14 protein-coding genes and 2 pseudogenes are annotated in these 16,851 nt (G+C 73.4%); 1 reads left to right on the top strand and 15 read right to left on the bottom strand.

Translation table 11 applies throughout. From position 1 onward, the window contains the following. Positions 1–858 (bottom strand): 30S ribosomal protein S2 (gene rpsB / locus ABZ641_RS11210; protein ID WP_359980905.1); only part of this gene is annotated, 858 nt, incomplete at its 3' end. A gap of 515 nt (positions 859–1,373) precedes the next feature. Between rpsB and ABZ641_RS11205 the strand changes: the two are divergent. Next, a pseudogene (locus ABZ641_RS11205) lies at positions 1,374–2,120 on the top strand (M23 family metallopeptidase); the annotation flags it as partial. A 267-nt stretch (positions 2,121–2,387) separates the two neighbouring features. On the opposite strand, the gene ABZ641_RS11200 reads toward ABZ641_RS11205, so the two are convergent. The 14 genes and pseudogenes from ABZ641_RS11200 to rimM all read right to left on the bottom strand — a co-directional run bounded on the left by ABZ641_RS11200 (position 2,388) and on the right by rimM (position 16,642). Next, positions 2,388–2,957: a TetR family transcriptional regulator gene (locus ABZ641_RS11200; protein ID WP_344625144.1), complete on the bottom strand. Its 570-nt coding sequence runs from the start codon at positions 2,955–2,957 to the stop codon at positions 2,388–2,390. A gap of 278 nt (positions 2,958–3,235) precedes the next feature. Next, positions 3,236–4,060, bottom strand: a complete 825-nt coding sequence (gene whiG, locus ABZ641_RS11195; protein ID WP_359980908.1) for an RNA polymerase sigma factor WhiG — start codon at positions 4,058–4,060, stop codon at positions 3,236–3,238. 1,415 nt (positions 4,061–5,475) lie between these two features. Continuing rightward, on the bottom strand, positions 5,476–6,720 hold the full coding sequence (dprA, locus tag ABZ641_RS11190; RefSeq protein WP_359980902.1) for a DNA-processing protein DprA: 1,245 nt from the start codon (positions 6,718–6,720) through the stop codon (positions 5,476–5,478). A 116-nt stretch (positions 6,721–6,836) separates the two neighbouring features. Next, positions 6,837–8,492 carry a YifB family Mg chelatase-like AAA ATPase gene (locus ABZ641_RS11185; RefSeq protein WP_359980899.1) on the bottom strand — a complete coding sequence of 552 codons (1,656 nt, stop codon included), beginning with the start codon at positions 8,490–8,492 and terminating at the stop codon, positions 6,837–6,839. 556 nt (positions 8,493–9,048) lie between these two features. Then, positions 9,049–9,306: pseudogene (locus tag ABZ641_RS11180) on the bottom strand (YraN family protein); the annotation flags it as partial. Positions 9,307–9,601: 295 nt separating this feature from the next. Beyond that, the gene (locus ABZ641_RS11175; protein WP_030275680.1) at positions 9,602–9,928 is read right to left on the bottom strand and encodes a DUF2469 domain-containing protein; all 327 of its coding nucleotides are present in this window, start codon (positions 9,926–9,928) and stop codon (positions 9,602–9,604) included. Positions 9,929–9,983: 55 nt separating this feature from the next. Next, positions 9,984–10,502 (bottom strand): NUDIX domain-containing protein, encoded by a 519-nt coding sequence (locus ABZ641_RS11170; protein WP_344625128.1) that lies wholly within the window; start codon positions 10,500–10,502, stop codon positions 9,984–9,986. A gap of 31 nt (positions 10,503–10,533) precedes the next feature. Next, a complete protein-coding gene (gene lepB / locus ABZ641_RS11165; protein WP_359980896.1) occupies positions 10,534–11,286 on the bottom strand; it encodes a signal peptidase I in 753 nt (250 codons plus the stop codon). A 288-nt stretch (positions 11,287–11,574) separates the two neighbouring features. Further along, complete coding sequence (gene lepB, locus ABZ641_RS11160; RefSeq protein WP_344625130.1) at positions 11,575–12,567, bottom strand: signal peptidase I; 993 nt, start codon at positions 12,565–12,567, stop codon at positions 11,575–11,577. 239 nt (positions 12,568–12,806) lie between these two features. Next, a complete protein-coding gene (gene lepB, locus ABZ641_RS11155) occupies positions 12,807–13,787 on the bottom strand; it encodes a signal peptidase I (protein ID WP_344625146.1) in 981 nt (326 codons plus the stop codon). Beyond that, on the bottom strand, positions 13,771–14,610 hold the full coding sequence (gene lepB / locus ABZ641_RS11150) for a signal peptidase I (protein ID WP_359980893.1): 840 nt from the start codon (positions 14,608–14,610) through the stop codon (positions 13,771–13,773). Before lepB (ABZ641_RS11150) ends, lepB (ABZ641_RS11155) begins: the two co-directional genes overlap by 17 nt. A 100-nt stretch (positions 14,611–14,710) precedes the next feature. Further along, complete coding sequence (rplS, locus tag ABZ641_RS11145) at positions 14,711–15,061, bottom strand: 50S ribosomal protein L19 (protein WP_344625132.1); 351 nt, start codon at positions 15,059–15,061, stop codon at positions 14,711–14,713. A 155-nt stretch (positions 15,062–15,216) separates the two neighbouring features. Continuing rightward, positions 15,217–16,035 carry a tRNA (guanosine(37)-N1)-methyltransferase TrmD gene (trmD, locus tag ABZ641_RS11140; RefSeq protein ID WP_344625147.1) on the bottom strand — a complete coding sequence of 273 codons (819 nt, stop codon included), beginning with the start codon at positions 16,033–16,035 and terminating at the stop codon, positions 15,217–15,219. Position 16,036: 1 nt separating this feature from the next. Beyond that, entirely contained in the window at positions 16,037–16,642 is a 606-nt protein-coding gene (gene rimM / locus ABZ641_RS11135) for a ribosome maturation factor RimM (protein ID WP_344625133.1), read from the bottom strand. Between the last annotated feature and the right edge of the window lie 209 nt (positions 16,643–16,851).

The following is a 16,851-nucleotide window of genomic DNA, read 5'->3' as shown; positions in this document are numbered from 1 at the left end:
GGCGGCCGGAGCCTCGGCGGCCGGAGCCTCGGCGGCCGGAGCCTCGGCGGCCGGAGCCTCGGCGGCGGGGGCCTCGGCGGCCTTCTGGCCCTCGAGGATGTCCTTCTCCCAGTCGGCCAGCGGCTGGTCGGCGCCCGGCTCGGCCTTCGTGTCGCCCTTGGCGACACCGGCGCGGGACTTCAGGCCCTCGGCGACGGCGTCGGCGATCACACGGGTCAGCAGGGTGACGGAGCGGATCGCGTCGTCGTTGCCCGGGATCTTGTAGTCGACCTCGTCCGGGTCGCAGTTGGTGTCGAGGATGGCGACGACCGGGATGTTGAGCTTCCGGGCCTCGCCGACCGCGATGTGCTCCTTCTTGGTGTCCACGATCCAGACGGCGCTGGGAACGCGCTGCATGTCGCGGATACCGCCGAGGGTCTTCTCCAGCTTGTCGTACTCACGCTGGAGGACCAGGAGCTCCTTCTTGGTGAGGCCGGAACCGGCCACATCCGTGAAGTCGATCTCGCTGAGCTCCTTGAGGCGCTGCAGACGCTTGTAGACGGTCGAGAAGTTGGTCAGCATGCCGCCGAGCCAGCGCTGGTTCACGTAGGGCATGCCCACGCGGGTGGCCTGCTCGGCGATGGCCTCCTGGGCCTGCTTCTTGGTGCCGACGAAGAGGATGCTGCCGCCGTGGGCAACGGTCTCCTTGACGAACTCGAAGGCGCGGTCGATGTAGTTCAGCGACTGCAGGAGGTCGATGATGTAGATGCCGTTGCGCTCCGTGAAGATGAAGCGCTTCATCTTCGGGTTCCAACGACGGGTCTGGTGACCGAAGTGGACGCCGCTCTCCAGCAGCTCCCGCATCGTGACGACGGCCATGGCCGTGCTCCTCAGGTTTTGCGCCCGGCGAGCCGCTCCGCGGAGGAGACGGGGAACCGGGTCTCTCGGTTGTGTCCGCGGCGGCCGGGTGACCACCACGCCTGACGCCCCGGGCGTGCCAAGCCGCCGCGGCCTGGACGGCACTGGGCCGGCAGGCTCGGCGGACCGAGCGGCACTCGCACCGGACGGAGACCACGCCGACCCCTTGCGGGGCGGCCGCTCCACCGGTGGCGGGGCGTGCGAAGTCGACCCGGTGGACCGGGTCGCGTGTGAAGTGTACGGGAAGGCCCGAGTTGCGGGCGACTCCGGCGCCGGGAGCACCCGGGCGGACAGGGGTGAGCGGGGATCAGTTCAGCGGGACGTGGGACGGCGTTCACTCCCGGCCGGACGGCGCTCCCCGGCGGACCGGAGTTGTTCACCCGGCCGGGTGACAGCGGTTGTCCACAGGGCGGGGTTGTCCACAGGTCCTGCGGTGCGGTGCTCGGGGCGCTCCTGCGGGGGCCAGCCTGGCCGGCATGAACCACCGTCCGATCGGTCCTCCGATCCTCCTGCTGCGCCGGTGCTCGTTCCCGTGGCGGACCCTGTTCCGGAGATCGCTGCTGATGGCGAGGCTGCGGGTGCCGGGTCTGCTGCGGGTGCCCGGCCTGCTGCGGCCGTCCCCGGGGGCGACCGGGGCGCCGCCTCCGGGGTTGCCGCCGAGGCTGCCTCCGGGGTTGCCCCCGGACACGCGAGGTGGGCTGTTGCTCGCGCTGATGCTGGCCGGCACCGTCACCTTGATGCTTCCGCCGCCCCGGTCCGAGGTCGGCGCCCTTCGGGCCGGGCGGTCGGATGCGGCCGCATCGACCGGAGCGGTCCGACCGGTGGGCGCGCCCGGACCGGTCGGTGCGCCGGCCTCACAGGACGGCCGGGCACCGACCGGCGATCGCGCCTTCCGCCGCGCCCCCGGTGCCGGTCGGGCCTGGCCGGTGGGCGGGCCAGGTGCGCTGCTCCGCCGGTTCGAGCCGCCGGCTGCCCTCTGGGCGGCCGGGCACCGGGGCGTCGACGTGGCGGCGCCTGTCGGCGCGCCGGTCCGGGCCGCCGCTCCCGGCGTCGTCTCCTTCGCCGGATCGGTGGCCGGACGACCGGTGGTGACGGTCACCCACCCCGCTTCCGGGAATCCCCCGTTGAGGACGACCTACCTGCCGGTCGAGGGCTCGGTCGCCGCGGGCACTGCCGTCGGGGCGGGTGAGGTGATCGGGAACCTCGCCGACAGCGGCCACCACTGCCCTGCCGGGAACTGCCTGCACTGGGGACTGCTGCGCGGCCCCCGGTACCTCGACCCGCTCGCCCTGCTCGGCACCGGCCGCGTCCGGCTGCTTCCGCTCGACCACCACGCCTCCGGCGTTGGCGGCGGTCGGTCGGTGACGGCGAGCCGGGGATCCGGGTCGGCGTCCCCGGAGGACGGCTCCCCCGCGCGGACCCGGCTGCCGGGGTTCGACAGCCGGCCGCACGCGACGGGCTGCCGATCGAGGTGCGGGCCCCGGGCCGGCCTATCTTCGGTCGCCGCCCGCCAGCCCGTCCAGCGCCAGGGCGACGGCCGCATCGGCGATCGCCACGGCCTCCTCCGGGGTGGCCCGCTCCGTCTGGCGCGAGGCCGTGTCGATCACGCCCTGCAGCAACAGCGCGGCAAGGCGGGGGTTCACGTGGCCCAGCTCGGCCAGGGCGTCGACGACCAGCGTGACCAGACCGCTGTGCGCCGCCCGGATGCGCTCCCGGGCAGCGTCGTCCAGTTCCACTTCGGAGATCGCCGTCACCGCGAGGTGCCGTGGATCGGCCGCCAGGTGCAGTTGCCCGCGGATGTACGCCTCCAGCCGGCCGCGGGCGTTGTCGCACACGGCCATCCCCGCCTCGATCTCGGCGGTCCACAGCGGGAGGTCGGCCGCGCAGAGCTCTTCCACCACGGCAGCCCGGGAGCGGAAGTACTCGTACACGGAAGACCGGGCCAGCCCGGTCCGGGCGGCGAGGGCCGCGAAGGTCAGCGCCTCCCGGCCGCCCTCGGCGAGCAGCAGGCGGGCGGCGTCCAGGAGCGCAGCCCGCTGCAACTGGCGATGCTCGGCCACCGTGGCGGCCCTGATCTTCGGCACACTCCTACTCTACGGAGCCTTACGGCAGCGCCGACCGCCACCACGCGAACCCCCCGACGTCCCCGGCGCACGGCCCGACCCGCGCGCCGTGTCCCGGCACGGTGCCGTCCCATCCGGTGGTGCCCGACCCGATCCGCTCGATCCCGTCCGGTGCGGTGCGGTGCGGTCGGGCCCGCTCGGTCAGAGCCGATCCGGCGCGGGCCTGCGGGCCGAAGTCGTCCCTCGACCGTCCGCGGAGCAGCTGGCCGACCGGGTCAGCGGACGTCGGAGAGCTTCGCCCTCAGTTGCAACACCGACTTGGTGTGGATCTGGCTGACCCGGCTCTCGGTCACTCCGAGCACCTGACCGATCTCCGCCAGGGTGAGGCCCTCGTAGTAGTAGAGCGTCACCACCGTCTTCTCCCGTTCGGGCAGGGTGTTGACCGCGGTGGCGAGCAGGCGGCGCAGCTCGCGGTCCTCCGCGATCTCGACCGGGTTGTCCGCGCCGGTGTCCTCCAGGGTGTCCATCAGGGTGAGGGCGTCGCCGCTCTCCCCGATGGGGTGGATCAACTCGTCGAGGGCCATGACGTTGGCGAGCGACAACTGGCTGAAGATCGCGTGGAGGTCCTCCAGCGTGATGCCCATCTCGGCGGCCACTTCGGGCTCGTGCGGCGTGCGCCGCAGCCGGGCCTCCAGGGTGGCGTACGTCCGCTCGACGGTCTTGGCCTTCTGCCGCACCGACCGGGGGATCCAGTCGAGGGCGCGGAGTTCGTCGATGATCGCCCCACGGATCCGGCTGATCGCGTAGGTCTCGAACTTGATAGCGCGATCGATGTCGAACTTCTCGATCGCGTCGATCAGCCCGAACACGCCGGAGGACACGAAGTCGGCCTGCTCCACGTTGGCCGGCAGGCCGACACCCACCCGGCCCGCCACGTACTTGACCAGCGGCGAGTAATGCAGGATCAGCTGCTCGCGGAGCCGCGGGTCCCCCGACTCCTTGTAGGAACGCCAGAGCATCTCCAACGCGCTGCGTTCACCGGAGGCCTTCGCCGCACGGCCGGCCGATGCCTGCTGTCCGAGCCGCCCGGAGGTCGGCACTGCGGGTTGTGGCGCGGGCTGGGCAGCCGCGGCGGGCGCAACGGGTGGCTTGACGGGGGACGGCACCGACTTGGGGGTCGTCACCTCCGGGTGGGGCGCCGCCGGGGTGCCCGGCTCGGGGAGGGTCGGGCGGTGGCCGTCGGCCTCCGTCCGCACTCCGTCCACCTGGCCGGACTCCGCTGCGGCGCCCGAGGTCGATCCCGGTGCTGATGCCTGCGGTGAAGCTGGTGGTGAAGCCGGCGGTGTCGACCCTGATGTCGGTGCGGGCGATGTCGGTGCGGGCACCGGGACGGGCGTCGCCGACTCCGGACGGGCGGGCTCCCGGGGTGCCACCGGCCGGCCGACGGTCTCCACGCCGTCCGGCACCCGCTCGTGCCCTCCTCCCCCGCCGGCCGGGGGCGCCGGAACCGGGCGCACGGGGCCGGGGAGCCGCCGGGCCGCCGTCCGGTCCGCGCCTCCGGAACCACCGGGGGGCGCGGCGCCGTCGGCTCCGGCCCGGCGGGCGATCGGCCAGGGCCGTTCCCCGCCCGGTGCCGCCGGTCCGCTCCTGGCCGGCACGCTCCTCGACGGCGGGGGCTGGTCGGCACGGGCATGGACGTGGGAGTGGCTCGGCTCGGCTTCGTACGGATCGGTCCGCCGCGCCCCGCCCCGGGCGGACCGCCCACCGGTGCTGCCCTCGGCGGCGCGGCGCTGGTCGGGACGCGCCTCCGGGTAGGGCTGGCGGGCGGCAGCTCGCTGAGCCTCGTCCGTACGGCCCGTCCGGTCGATCTGCTCCTCGCGATACCGCCCGTGCGACTGCGGACCGCAGGCCGCCTCCGGGGCCACCGGTGGGCCGGCCGGCCGCTCGTGCGTGGTGGGCACGGTGTGCGGGAGGGCCGACGGTCGGGCAGAAGTCTCGGGGACGGCCGGCCCGACCGCTCCTTGGGCTTCCGCCGTCGCAGGCGGGCCCATGGGGGCGCGCGGCACCAACGGGTGCGCCGGGGCGGACGGAGCAGGGTGCGCTGCGGAGGGCGCGGGCGCCGCAGGCCCGGACCGCGCGGGTGCGGTGGGCGGGGCTGTTGCGCTGCGGGTCTCCTGCTGGCCTGGTGAGAGCGGCCGACCCGGCACGCGGGTCTGGCCGGGCGACCGGGCGGGGTTCAACAGCGTCGGCCCCTGGGGTCCGAGGTCCGCCGCGGGACGGGCCCCGGCCCCAGCCCTTCCCGCAGACCGGGCGTCACCGGTCACCCTGTGTCCCGGAATGTTTGTGGGCATGCGTTGGTCTGCGCCGTTCTGCCGAGTCATGTGCTGATAGGGAAGCCACAAGGGAGCGTAGCGTGACCACGTCGCTGCGGTGTGCTACCGCCACTCGGTCGTCGCCCGATCCGGTGGCCCACCCGGCGCGTGCCCGCGACGCGCGCCGGTGCGTGTCGCGACCCTCAACGGCGCCTGACGAGCCGCCAGTGGGCGCCGAATCGCTCGACGTAGCCGAGCGAGACCAACTCGTACAGATGCTGCAGCACGGCGTCCGGAGAAAGTCCCGCCTCCCGGGCGAGTCGGTCGACCGGCGCTCCGTCCGCACAGCCGGGGACGGCCTCCAGCACCCGGGCCACCGACGGCTCCAGCAGGTCCCGCGGGAGGACCGGGCCGGAGCGGGGTGGTGCGAGGTCGTCGCCGATCGCTCCGACGAGTTCGGCGATGTCGGACGCGTCGGTCACCAGCGTGGCGCCGCCGCTGCGGATCAGCGCGTGCACACCGGCGGACAGCTCCGAGGTGACGGGGCCGGCGACGCCCATCGTGTGCCGGTTGAGGTCCCGCGCCCGGCGGGCGGTGCTCAGGGCGCCGCTGCGGACGGCCGCCTCGACGACGACCGTGCCACGGGTGAGCGCCGCTATGACGCGGTTCCGCAGGACGAACCGGAAGCGGTTGGGATGGACTCCCGGTGCCAGTTCGCTGACCAGCAGCCCCTGCTCGGAGATGCGGCGGATCAGTTCGGTGTTCCCGGGCGGGTAGCTCATGTCGACCCCGCAGGCGAGGACGCCGACGGTGGCGCCGCCGACGGCGAGGGCGCCCCGGTGGGCGGCCGAGTCGATCCCGTAGGCGCCGCCGGAGACCACCACCCAGCCGCGTTCGGCCAGTTGCGAGGCGATCTCGCCGGCGACGTGCGCGCCGTAGGCGGTGCATGCCCGGGAGCCCACCAGGGCGACGGAACGCAGCGCCAGCAACCGGAGCGACCCGGTGCCCCGCACCCAGAGGCCGACCGGACGGCCCTCCCGGAGGTCGTCCAGCTGGCTGGGCCATTCGGGGTCGCCCGGAATGATGAACCGTCCGCCGTGCGCCTGGACGAGGCGGAGGTCCGCGACGGGATCGAGCGCCGCGCAGCGGGCCCGGTAGTCACCGACCCGGCCCGGGTCGAGGCCGTACGGACCGGGGTGCAGCCGGCCCCGGACGACGTCGACCACCGTGGTGGCCCCGAGTTCGGCGAGCCAGCGCCCCATCACCGCGTCACCGGGCTCGATCAGCCGGGTGAGGGCCGCTCGGGCCAGGCGCTCGGGTGACGGAGCCGGGCCTCCCCCGGGCGGCGACGCCCGCGCCGCGTCACCCGGTGGGCACCTGGCCGGACGGACGTCCTCGGTGTCGGTCGTGCGGGGCGGACTCGTGGAGGTGCTGCTGGTGCTGTCCATGCTGGACTCCTCGGTCCTTGGTCCTCGGTTGATGTGTCGATGTGTCGATGTTTTGTGTGCCGTGTGCCGTGTGCCGTGCCGTGTGCCTTCCGGGGCCGGTCCGGCCGGCGGGGCGGTCACGGGTCGGCGATGCAGTCGCCGTGGTCGTGGTGGGTGTCGCGCGGGAGTCGCGGGCGCTCGGCCGTCGGGCCGCGGTGCACGCCCGTCCGCAGGGCGAGCGCCGTCCGGACGTCGGACCGGCCGGGTCGGTCGCGGCCCGAGAGGTCGGCGATCGTCCACGCCACCCGGAGCACCCGGTCGAGCCCGCGGGCCGTCAGCAGTCCCCGCTCCAGGTCTCGTTCGGCGTCGGTGAGCGCGTCGGGCTGCAGTCGCCAGCGCGTCCGCAGTTCGTGGCCGGGGACCTCCGCGTTGGTGCGCCAGGGGGTCTCGGCCAGCCGAGCGGCCGCGCGGTGGCGGGCGGCCAGCACCCGGGCGGCCACGACGTCGGTGGACTCCGCCGAGTTGTCGCGGGTCATCAGTTCGGCCCGCGAGACGGAGGAGACCTGGACCTGGAGGTCGACGCGGTCCAGCAGGGGGCCGGAGAGCCGGGCCTGGTACCGGTTGACCATCGTCGGGGTGCACTCGCAGCCCTCGCCGCGGATCGAGTGGCGACCGCAGGGGCACGGGTTGGCCGCCAGGCAGAGCAGGAACCGGGCCGGCATGCGCATGGACCCGGCGGCGCGGGCGATCATCACCTCGCCCGACTCCAGCGGTTGGCGCAGTGCGTCGAGGACGCGCACCGGGAACTCCGGCGCCTCGTCCAGGAAGAGCACCCCGCGGTGGGCCAGGGAGACGGCACCGGGTCGGGGCATCCCGCTGCCGCCGCCGACGATGGCGGGCATCGTCGTGGAGTGGTGCGGCGCGCAGTAGGGCGGGCTGTCGATGAGCGGCCGGTTGGGCGGCAGCAGTCCGGCGACCGAGTGCACGGCCGTCACCTCCAGCGCCTCCTTCTCGGTGAGCGGCGGGAGCAGGGCGGGCAGGCGCTCGGCCAGCATGGTCTTGCCGGCTCCGGGTGGCCCCTTCAGGTAGAGGTGGTGGCCTCCGGCGGCCGCGATCTCCAGGGCGTGGCGGGCCTCGTACTGACCGGCGACGTCCGCGAGGTCGGGCCGGATCGTGTTCTCCGCGGCGATGTCGCGCACACCGATGCCGGGCAGCAGCAGCCCGGCCAGCAACGGGTTCGGCCGGCCGACGAGCGTGTCGGGCTCGTCGTCGGGTGGGGGTGCGTCGGTGAGCACTGCGATCAGTTGGCGCAGGCTGCGGACGCCCATCACCGAGACGCCCGGTACGAGCGAGGCTTCGGCCGCGGTCTGCTCCGCCACGACGACCTGGCGGTATCCCGCGTCGGCGGCTGCCAGGACGGACGGCAGGACGCCCCGGACGGGCCGGACCCGGCCGTCCAGGCCGAGTTCGCCGATGATGAGGAGTTCGGCGATGGCGGCCGGGTCGATCCGGTCCGCGGCTGCCAGTACGGCGCAGGCGACGGCCAGGTCGAAGCCGCTGCCGCTCTTGGGCACGGAGGCCGGGCTGAGGCCGACGGTGAGTTTGCGCTGCGGCCAGCTCTCGCCGCTGTTGACGACCGCGGCGCGGACGCGGTCGCGGGCCTCCGAGAGCGCCTTGTCGGGCAGGCCGACCAGCGTGAATGCGGCCACGCCGGGTTCGAGGTCGGCCTGGACCTCGACCACTACGCCGTCGACACCGACGAGCGCGACCGAACAGGTACGGGCGAAGGTCATGTCAGAGCGCCCCTCGGAGATGCTCGACCAGGGCCGCGCCCTTGGCCCGGTTGACGACGGCCACCAGATCGATGCGGACGCCGCCGGGCGGTGGTGGCGGCGGCAGACCGGTGCCGAGGGCTGCTGCGTCCGAGGCGGCGGTGCCGCCACGCTTCGCCGCGGTCCGCTTCCGGGCCCGGCCCTTCCCGCCGGCCGGGCGCTCGGCTGCCCGCTCGTCCGGCGGCTCGGACTGTGGCTCGGACTGTGGCTCGGACTGCTCGTCGGTCTGTGCCGCGTCATGTGGCTCGGGGTGCTCCCGGGCCGCCTTCCCGGTGCGTTTCGCGGCCTTCATCCTCGGCCGCACACCCGCACCCGCACCCGCACCCGCACCCGCACCCGCAGCATGGTCCAGGTCCACCGGATCCCGGTCCGGAAGGTCCGGCAGCGGGAGCCCGACCGAGGTCGAGGGGGTCGAGTGGGCCGATGCGGCCGAGGGCACGAGCAGTCCGTCGCCCTGGGGCACGTACGTCACCCGCTCGGCGAGCAGTTCGAAGTAGGTGGGCCAGCGTTCGGCGAGCCAGCGCTCGGCGAGTCTGCGCAGCCGGTCGGCCTTCGGCCGGTCGATGCCCTCGGTGGGCTGCTGGAACGCGCGTTCCGAACGCGTCTTGACCTCGCAGATCGCGAGGGTGTCGCCGTCCAGCGCGACGATGTCGAGTTCACCCTCGGCGCACCGCCAGTTGCGTTCGAGGATGTGCAGGCCCTCGTGGGCGAGCCTGCGGGCGGCCACTTCTTCGCCGTAGCGGCCGAGACCGTTGTTGGAACTCTGCACGGCCATCACCTCCGTGCCACGGAGGTTGCCGTGCGGGCCGTGGCGGGAGCGCCGCGGTGTCAGGACCTGTGGACAACTCGGGCCTGTGGACAACCCGGGTCCCTCGCAGGGGTGGCTTTGCGGAGCCGCTCTGGACACGGGGCGATCGACCCGTCCATGCTCGGTGCTCCGGACGCGGCGCTGCCCGCTGCCGACAGCCGATGCCGCCGGTCGCTGTCGGCCGACGCATCCGCGGTCCCGGTCGGCGCAGCAGGTGCTTCCCCGGTCGCGTCCCCGGTGGCCTCGCCGGTCGCCTCGCCGTTCAGTTCCCGAACGACGCGTCGTCGGACGGCAGCTCCAGGTCGCTCTTCGCCAGCTCCTCGATGTTGACGTCCTTGAAGGTCAGGACCCGCACCTTGCGGACGAACCTGGCCGGCCGGTACATGTCCCAGACCCACGCATCCGCCATCGACACCTCGAAGAACACCTCGCCCTGCACCGAGTGGACCTGCAGGTCGTAGTCGTTCGTGAGGTAGAACCGCCGCTCGGTCTCGATCACGAATTTGAAGAGTCCGACGACGTCCCGGTACTCCCGGTAGAGCTTGAGCTCCATCTCGGTCTCGTACTTCTCGAGGTCTTCGGCACTCATCCAGGCGTCCCCTCACTCGTCACGTCCACCCCATTGTGGACCACCGCACCCGCCGTCAAAGCCGTACCGGTGGGACTGGCGGGCCTTGCGCGACCAGCTGTTCGACCAGCTCGGCCAAGCCCGCCGGGTAGACCGTCTCGGCGGTGCCGCGGAGTTCCTCGACCGTCCACCAGCGGGCGGCGAGCAGCAGCGCGTGCTCGCCGTCGCCGGCGGTCGCCGGGCCGGTGGCGCCCGTCCCCGCGGCGGCGAGGCCGAAGGCGTCCGGCTCGGCCTCGGTCCGGGCCAGGTGGAACCACTGCTCCTGCTCGTACGCCTGCCCCTGGAAGGAGAACGTCACCGTGCCGTACGCGACGACGGGCCCCAGCTCCACCTCGGCCGGGCCGATCTCTTCGGCGAGCTCGCGCAGGGCCGCCTCGCGCAGGCCCTCGCCCGGCTCCAGCCCGCCGCCCGGGGTGATCCACCACGTGGTGCCGGGGACAGCCGGGTCGAGCCCGCGCAGGAGCAGCACCCGGTCGCTGCGGTCCAGCAGCAGCACGCGGGCGGCGCGGCGGCGCAGGGCGGCCAATCCGCTCACCTCCTGGTTCCGGGGCCCACAGCGGCCCGTGTCAGCGGCGGGTGCGTCGGCCGACCCAGCGGACGATCGACACCGCCCAGCCGGCGGCGCCAGCCGCGAGGACGAGGGCTCCGCCGCCGACCGCCGCGTAGGCGGCGGGGACGAGCAGGCCGTGCGCCGAGGCGGGCCGGCCCTTCACGTCGTCGAAGGCGGTGGTCCGCGGCACGGCGGCCGTCCGGTCGGAGGGCCAGACGATGCCCTCGACGCGGGCGACCACGTCGGTCGCGGCCACGGTACCGCTCGCGAGGTCGAGGTGGCTGCGGGAGTCGAGCGAGTTCGACCGGGAGTCGCCGAGCAGGAAGATCCGGCCCTCGGGCACGGTGATGCGGTAGCCCTCGCCGGGGCCGAGGTGCTGGTCGGTGTAGGGCTCGTCGACGGCGGTGCCGTTGACGGTGAGGCGCCCGTCCGATCCGCAGCAGGCGACGGTGTCGCCGCCCACGGCGACCACCCGCTTGACCATGGTGGCGCCGCCCCAGAGCGGTTCGCTGAAGACGACGATGTCGCCGCGGCCGACGGACGCCCCGTCCGTCCGGTGGGCGAGCACGGTGTCGCCGTTCTTCAGGGTGGGCGTCATGGAGGTGGTGGGGATGCGGTACGGCCGGTACTGCAGCGCGAGGTAGGCGAATCCGCCGACCAGCATCGCGAAGCCGACGGCGATGGCGACGCCCTGGAGCAGCGAGGCGATGCTCCGGCGGGGCCTGCGGGGTGTCGCCGCGGTGGCCGGACGCTCCGTGACACTGCTCATCGCGGTCGCACCTTCCTGGTCGGTGCGGGCTCGGCCGGCTCGCCCCTGAGTGGTCCGCGCCTGCGGTACGGGCACTGCACCGGGCTCCGGAGAGCCGGCGAGCCGCGGCACGTCCGAGCAGATTACTCGTCGGTACCGCGGCTCGCGCAAGAGTCGGCGGCGGATCGTTTCCCGGGGCCCGCCCACCCCGCTCCGGTGCCGGCACCCTCTTCGGTGCCCGCCTCGGCGTCGACACTCAGGCCGACAGTCACTCCGGCACCGGCACCCGCTTCGATGCCGGCGCCCGGGTCAGCGCTTCTTCCGGCGCAGCAACCAGACGGCCGGGACGGCGGCAGCGGCCCCGGCCGTCGGCGGCAGGAGCGGGGCGGAGGCGGAGAGGCCCTTCTGGTCGAAGGTGTCCGGCACCGGCAGGGTGGACCAGTCGCCGATCGGCCAGGCGACGACGAAGGCGCGGCCGACGACGTTCTTGACCGGCACCGTGCCGCCACCGGGCTGGTCCTGGTGGTAGCGGGAGTCCAGCGAGTCGCCGCGGTGGTCGCCCATGACCCAGATCCGCCCCTCCGGAACCTTCACCGGACCGAAGGGCTTCTCGCCGCACGGGGTGTTGCCGGGGTACAGGTACGGCTCGTCCAGGGCGACGCCGTTCACCTTGACCGGCCCGCTGCCCTGGCACTCGACCGTGTCGCCGCCGACCGCGATGACCCGCTTGATGAGGTCCTTCTCGTTGGACGACGGCATCAGGCCGATGAAGCTGAAGACGTTCTGGATGCCGCGGACGAAGGCGTTGCTGTTCTGCTGGGTCGGCTCGTCGTTCAGCCAGCCGCCCGGGTCGTGGAAGACCACGACCTCACCGCGCTCCGGCTCGGATCCGAACCAGGGGGTCAGCTTGTCGACCAGGACGCGGTCGCCGATCTTCAGCGTCTGCTCCATCGAGCCGGACGGGATCGAGAAGGCCTGGACGAAGAAGGTCTTGATCACCAGCGCCAGGATCAGCGCGATGCCGATCAGGATCGGCAGTTCCTTCCAGAACGACCGCTGCCGCTGCGGCCGCCGGGCGGCCTGATCGGGGCTGTCCTGCGCGGTGTCGTTCTCCTCCGCGGCCTCGCTCACCACGTCCTCCGCGTCGTTCGGGGCACCGACGAGCCTACCGCCGGCGGCGGCAGCCGTGCCCGCGTCGGCGGGCTGCACGGCTTGCCCGGACTGGGCCGACCGGACCGCGCGGCCCCCCGTGCCCTCGGGCTCCGGGGCGCCCGAGCGGGCACCGACCACCAGATCCCCCACGACATCTCCTCCCTGCTGTGCGGACGCCCGTGCGCCCGCGCTCACCAGTGCCGCACAGCGGGCACCACGCTCCGTAACCGACCGTCGACCCGCATCAGCCTGCCCGCAGAGGGCTCGTCCGACACCGGTGGCGACCCGAGAACCCGGGAAGGTCACGAGAGACCATGCGCCGAGCATTCCAGCACTTCTCTATCACTCCCGATCGGCCCGCCCGTGCTCCCACACGGCGGCCGGATCCATCAACCGGACCGGCGGGTCCGCCGTGGCCCGGTCGACCTCCGCCTGACGGCGAACGGAAGGACGCCCAACACACCCATAACGAGCGAGGGTTCCGCAGGAGTCGGCGGAAGGCCGACCAATCCGGTCGGCGCGGGGAGCGCCGCGGCGGGTGCCTGTGCGGTCGACGCGTGCGTGACCGGGGAGGATCCGGATGCCGAACCGGCCCGGATCGAGGAGAGTGACGTCGGCACGTCGAGTTGACCGAGCCTCGGCAGCGGCCAGGCGATGAGGAAGGCCCGGCCGACGACGTTGCTCACCGGGATGGTGCCGTTGCCGGGGTTGGACATGTGGAAGCGGGAGTCCGCCGAGAGGTCGCGGTGGTCGCCCATCACCCACAGCCGCCCGGCGGGCACGGTGACCTTGAACGGCTGGCGGGACGGCACGTTGCCCGGTGCCAGGTAGGGCTCGTCCACCGGGTTGCCGTTGACCTTCACCCGCCCCTGGGGGTCGCAGCACTCCACGGTGTCGCCGGCGACACCGATGACCCGCTTGATCAGGTCGTGCTCGTTGTCGGAGGGCAGCAGGCCCACCGAGGAGAAGACCTGCTTGACCTTCTTGACCACCGGCCCGTCGTCGGACGGGTTGCGGTCGTTCTCCAGCCAGCCGCCGGGGTCGCGGAAGACCACGACCTCGCCCCGGCCCGGCTCGTTGCCGAACCACGGCGTGAGCTTGTCCACCAGGACGCGGTCGCCGATCTGGATGGTCTCCTCCATCGACCCCGAGGGGATGACGAAGACCTGGACGAAGAACGTCTTCAGCACCAGTGCGATCACCAGCGCGACGACCACCACCAGGGGTATCTCGCGCAGCAGCGAACGCCGCCGCCTGCGGGCGGCCCGCTGGGCAGTCCGGCGCCGGTCGGCCCGGCCGCGCACCGGGGTGCTGGGGCGGCCCTGCTCCGGCTCGGCCTCGATCGTCCTGCCCCTACCTCGGGTGCCCATGGCCACCAGTCCCCCCTGTTGCGGCGAAAGCCTCGGGCCGGTCGAGCGAAGTCCAGCGGCCGAACGGGAAGACCACCCACTCGGCGCGGCCGATCACCCTGGACTCCGGGACGAAGCCGCCCCCGGGCTCACCGAGGTGGTCACGCGAGTCACGGGAGTCGCTGCGGTGGTCTCCCATCACCCAGAGCCGTCCGTCCGGCACCACCACGTCGAAGGGCACGCGCGACGGCGCGTCCCCGGGCGCCAGGTAGGCGCTCTCGTCCAGCGGTACCCCGTTCACCCTGAGCCGTCCGTCCGATCCGCAGCACGTCACCCTGTCGCCGCCCACGCCGATCACCCGCTTCACGAACACCGAGTCGCCTCCCGGAGCGAGTCCGAGGCGGTCCAGCAGCCGTCGGCCGGCCGAGGGCTCGTCCGCGTACGGCAGGAAGGAACCGGTCCCGTCGAACACAACGACGTCGCCGCGCCGTACGTGCCCGCCGAAGGCGTAGGCGAGTTCGTTGGCCACCACCCGGTCGCCGGGCCGGAGGGTGTTCTCCATCGAACCGGACGGCACCGCGAACGGCCGTGCCACGAAGGCGTTCACCACGAGCAACAGGAGCAGGCACGTCCCGCCGATCAGCAGGAGGTCGCGGCCCCAGCCCCGGCCGGAGTCCTTCTCCGGGGCCGGTTCCGGGGCGGATTCCGAATCGGAATCCGGGTCGGAATCCGGGTCGGAATCCGGGTCGGGACCGGCGGGAACGACCACGGACCGCGCCGGATGGTCCGCACCGGTGGGTGCGGACCATCCGTCGCGGTCCGTGGAAGGTTCGTGCGTGGTCATCGGGCTGAGCCTATCCCCAGGGCCTGAAACGCCAAGGCCTGCGGCCCGGGAGCGTGCGCCCGGCCCGAGACTCCGTGTCCCGGCGGACCGGGACGACGGATCACTTGTCGCGCTTCTCCTTGATCTTCGCGGCCTTGCCGCGCAGGTCACGGAGGTAGTACAGCTTGGCGCGGCGGACGGCACCGCGGGTCACGACCTCGATCTTCTCGACGACCGGGGTGTGCACCGGGAAGGTGCGCTCCACGCCGACGTTGAAGCTGACCTTGCGGACGGTGAAGGTCTCACCGATGCCGGAGCCCTGACGGCGGATGACGACGCCCTGGAAGACCTGGACGCGGGAGCGGTTGCCCTCGATGACCCGGACGTGGACCTTGAGGGTGTCACCCGGACGGAAGGACGGGATGTCGGACCGCAGCGAAGCCGCGTCGACAGCAGCGAGCTTGTTGCTCATGGTGCTCTCCATCGCAGACGCCACAGGCCGTCCACGGAAGTCGTGAGAAAGGATGGTGCTGCGGGCCGCATGGACTGGCGACGAACCCCCTGTGGCGGGCGCGTCGGGCCACGTGGCGACCCCGAAGGGGACGCCCAGCGACAGACAACAGTCGCCTATTCTTCCACAGCCCCAGCCGTCGACCGAAATCGGCCGGCCTCCTCGTCCCAGACCAGGCCGAGCAGGTTGAGCGCCTCGCGCTCCTTCTTGTCGAAGGAGCCGAGCCGCCAGCGGTCGACCAGGTCGGGCCGGTTGGCCAGGGTCCGGGCGAAGGCCTGCTCGCGGCGCCAGCGCGCGATCTTGCCGTGGTGGCCGCTGAGCAGCACCTCCGGCACCTCGCGGCCGCGCCACTCGGCGGGCTTGGTGTAGACGGGGCCTTCGAGGAGATCGGCCATGGCGCCGGGCGCGAAGGAGTCGTCCCGGTGGGACTCGGCGTTGCCCAGCACCCCGGGCAGCAGCCGGGCGACGGCCTCGACCATCACCAGGACGGCGACCTCGCCGCCCGCCAGCACGTAGTCGCCGATCGACGCCTCGACCACCGGCATCCGGGTGGCGGCCTCCTCGATGACCCGTCGGTCGATGCCCTCGTACCGGGCCGGGGCGAAGGCCAGCCAGGAGCGGCCGGCCAGGTCCTGGGCGAGCTCCTGGGTGAACGGGCGGCCGCTCGGGGTCGGGACGACGAGGGTCGGCACCTCTCCCTCCGGCCCCTGCGCGAGCACGGCGTCCAGGGCGGCGCCCCACGGCTCGGGCTTCATCACCATGCCGGGGCCGCCGCCGTACGGGGTGTCGTCGACGGTGCGGTGCACGTCGGTCGTCCAGCTGCGCAGGTCGTGCAGGTGCACGTCCAGCTGGCCGCGCGCCCGGGCCTTGCCGACCAGGGAGACGTTCAGCGGCTCCAGGTACTCGGGGAAGATCGTGACGACGTCGATCCGCATCTCACTCACGCCCGGCACCGCCCGCCGACTCCTCGCCGCCCTCGGAGCCCGAACCCGCCTCGGAGACCGGGCCGGCCTCGGCGTCCGTCTCGGACTCCAGCGGTTCGATCAACCCGGCCGGCGGCGTGATCACGGCGCGCTGGTTCTCCAGGTCGATGGTGGGGACGATCTGCTCGACGAACGGCACCAGCACCTCGCTGCCGTCCGGCCGGGTGACCGTGAGCAGGTCCTGGTACGGCAGGTGGACGACCTCGGAGAGCTCGCCGATCAGGGTGCCGTCGGTGAGCACCACGTCCAGGCCGATCAGCTGGTGGTCGTAGTACTCGTCCGGGTCGTCGGGGCTCTCCTCCGGGTCGACCTCGGCGATCAGCATGGTGCCGCGCAGCGCCTCGGCGGCGTTGCGGTCCTTGACGCCGGCGAAGCGGATCAGCAGCCGGCCACTGTGCACCTTGCCGGACTCGACGGTCAGCGGGCCTGTGGAGGCCGGGTCGGTGAGCAGGACGGCGCCCGGTCCGAGCCGGAGTTCGGGTTCGTCGGTGCGGACCTCGACACTGACGTCGCCCCTGATGCCGTGGGCACGGCCGATCCTGCCGACGACGAGCTGCACGGTGATCGTTCTCCTGGGTGTTCCCGCGCCCGCGGCGCGTTCCTGGCTCCGGCCGGTCTGGCTCCGGCCGGCCTGCTCTGTCTGACCTGGTTCTCGTGACCCGGTCCTCGGCGTCCGGCCCGGTCCCGGCGTCACGCCGGGCGGTGAACGCCAGAAGGGCCGGCGCGGGCGCGGGGGGGGCCCCCGGCGCCCGGCGGACGGGAGAGGGA

The sequence above is a fragment of the Kitasatospora sp. NPDC007106 genome (assembly GCF_040634455.1).
Lineage (GTDB): Bacteria > Actinomycetota > Actinomycetes > Streptomycetales > Streptomycetaceae > Kitasatospora > Kitasatospora arboriphila.
The sequence above is the reverse complement of the archived record's forward strand: the minus strand, read 5'-3'. Positions and strand labels throughout refer to the sequence as shown.

Bases quoted from the DNA above. Each gene is read 5' to 3' on its own strand.
- dprA (WP_359980902.1), bottom strand. From the start codon at position 6,720: ATGGACAGCACCAGCAGCACCTCCACGAGTCCGCCCCGCACGACCGAC.
- ABZ641_RS11185 (WP_359980899.1), bottom strand. From the start codon at position 8,492: ATGACCTTCGCCCGTACCTGTTCGGTCGCGCTCGTCGGTGTCGACGGC.
- ABZ641_RS11175 (WP_030275680.1), bottom strand. From the start codon at position 9,928: ATGAGTGCCGAAGACCTCGAGAAGTACGAGACCGAGATGGAGCTCAAG.
- lepB (WP_359980896.1), bottom strand. From the start codon at position 11,286: ATGAGCAGTGTCACGGAGCGTCCGGCCACCGCGGCGACACCCCGCAGG.
- lepB (WP_344625146.1), bottom strand. From the start codon at position 13,787: ATGGGCACCCGAGGTAGGGGCAGGACGATCGAGGCCGAGCCGGAGCAG.
- lepB (WP_359980893.1), bottom strand. From the start codon at position 14,610: ATGACCACGCACGAACCTTCCACGGACCGCGACGGATGGTCCGCACCC.
- rplS (WP_344625132.1), bottom strand. From the start codon at position 15,061: ATGAGCAACAAGCTCGCTGCTGTCGACGCGGCTTCGCTGCGGTCCGAC.
- trmD (WP_344625147.1), bottom strand. From the start codon at position 16,035: ATGCGGATCGACGTCGTCACGATCTTCCCCGAGTACCTGGAGCCGCTG.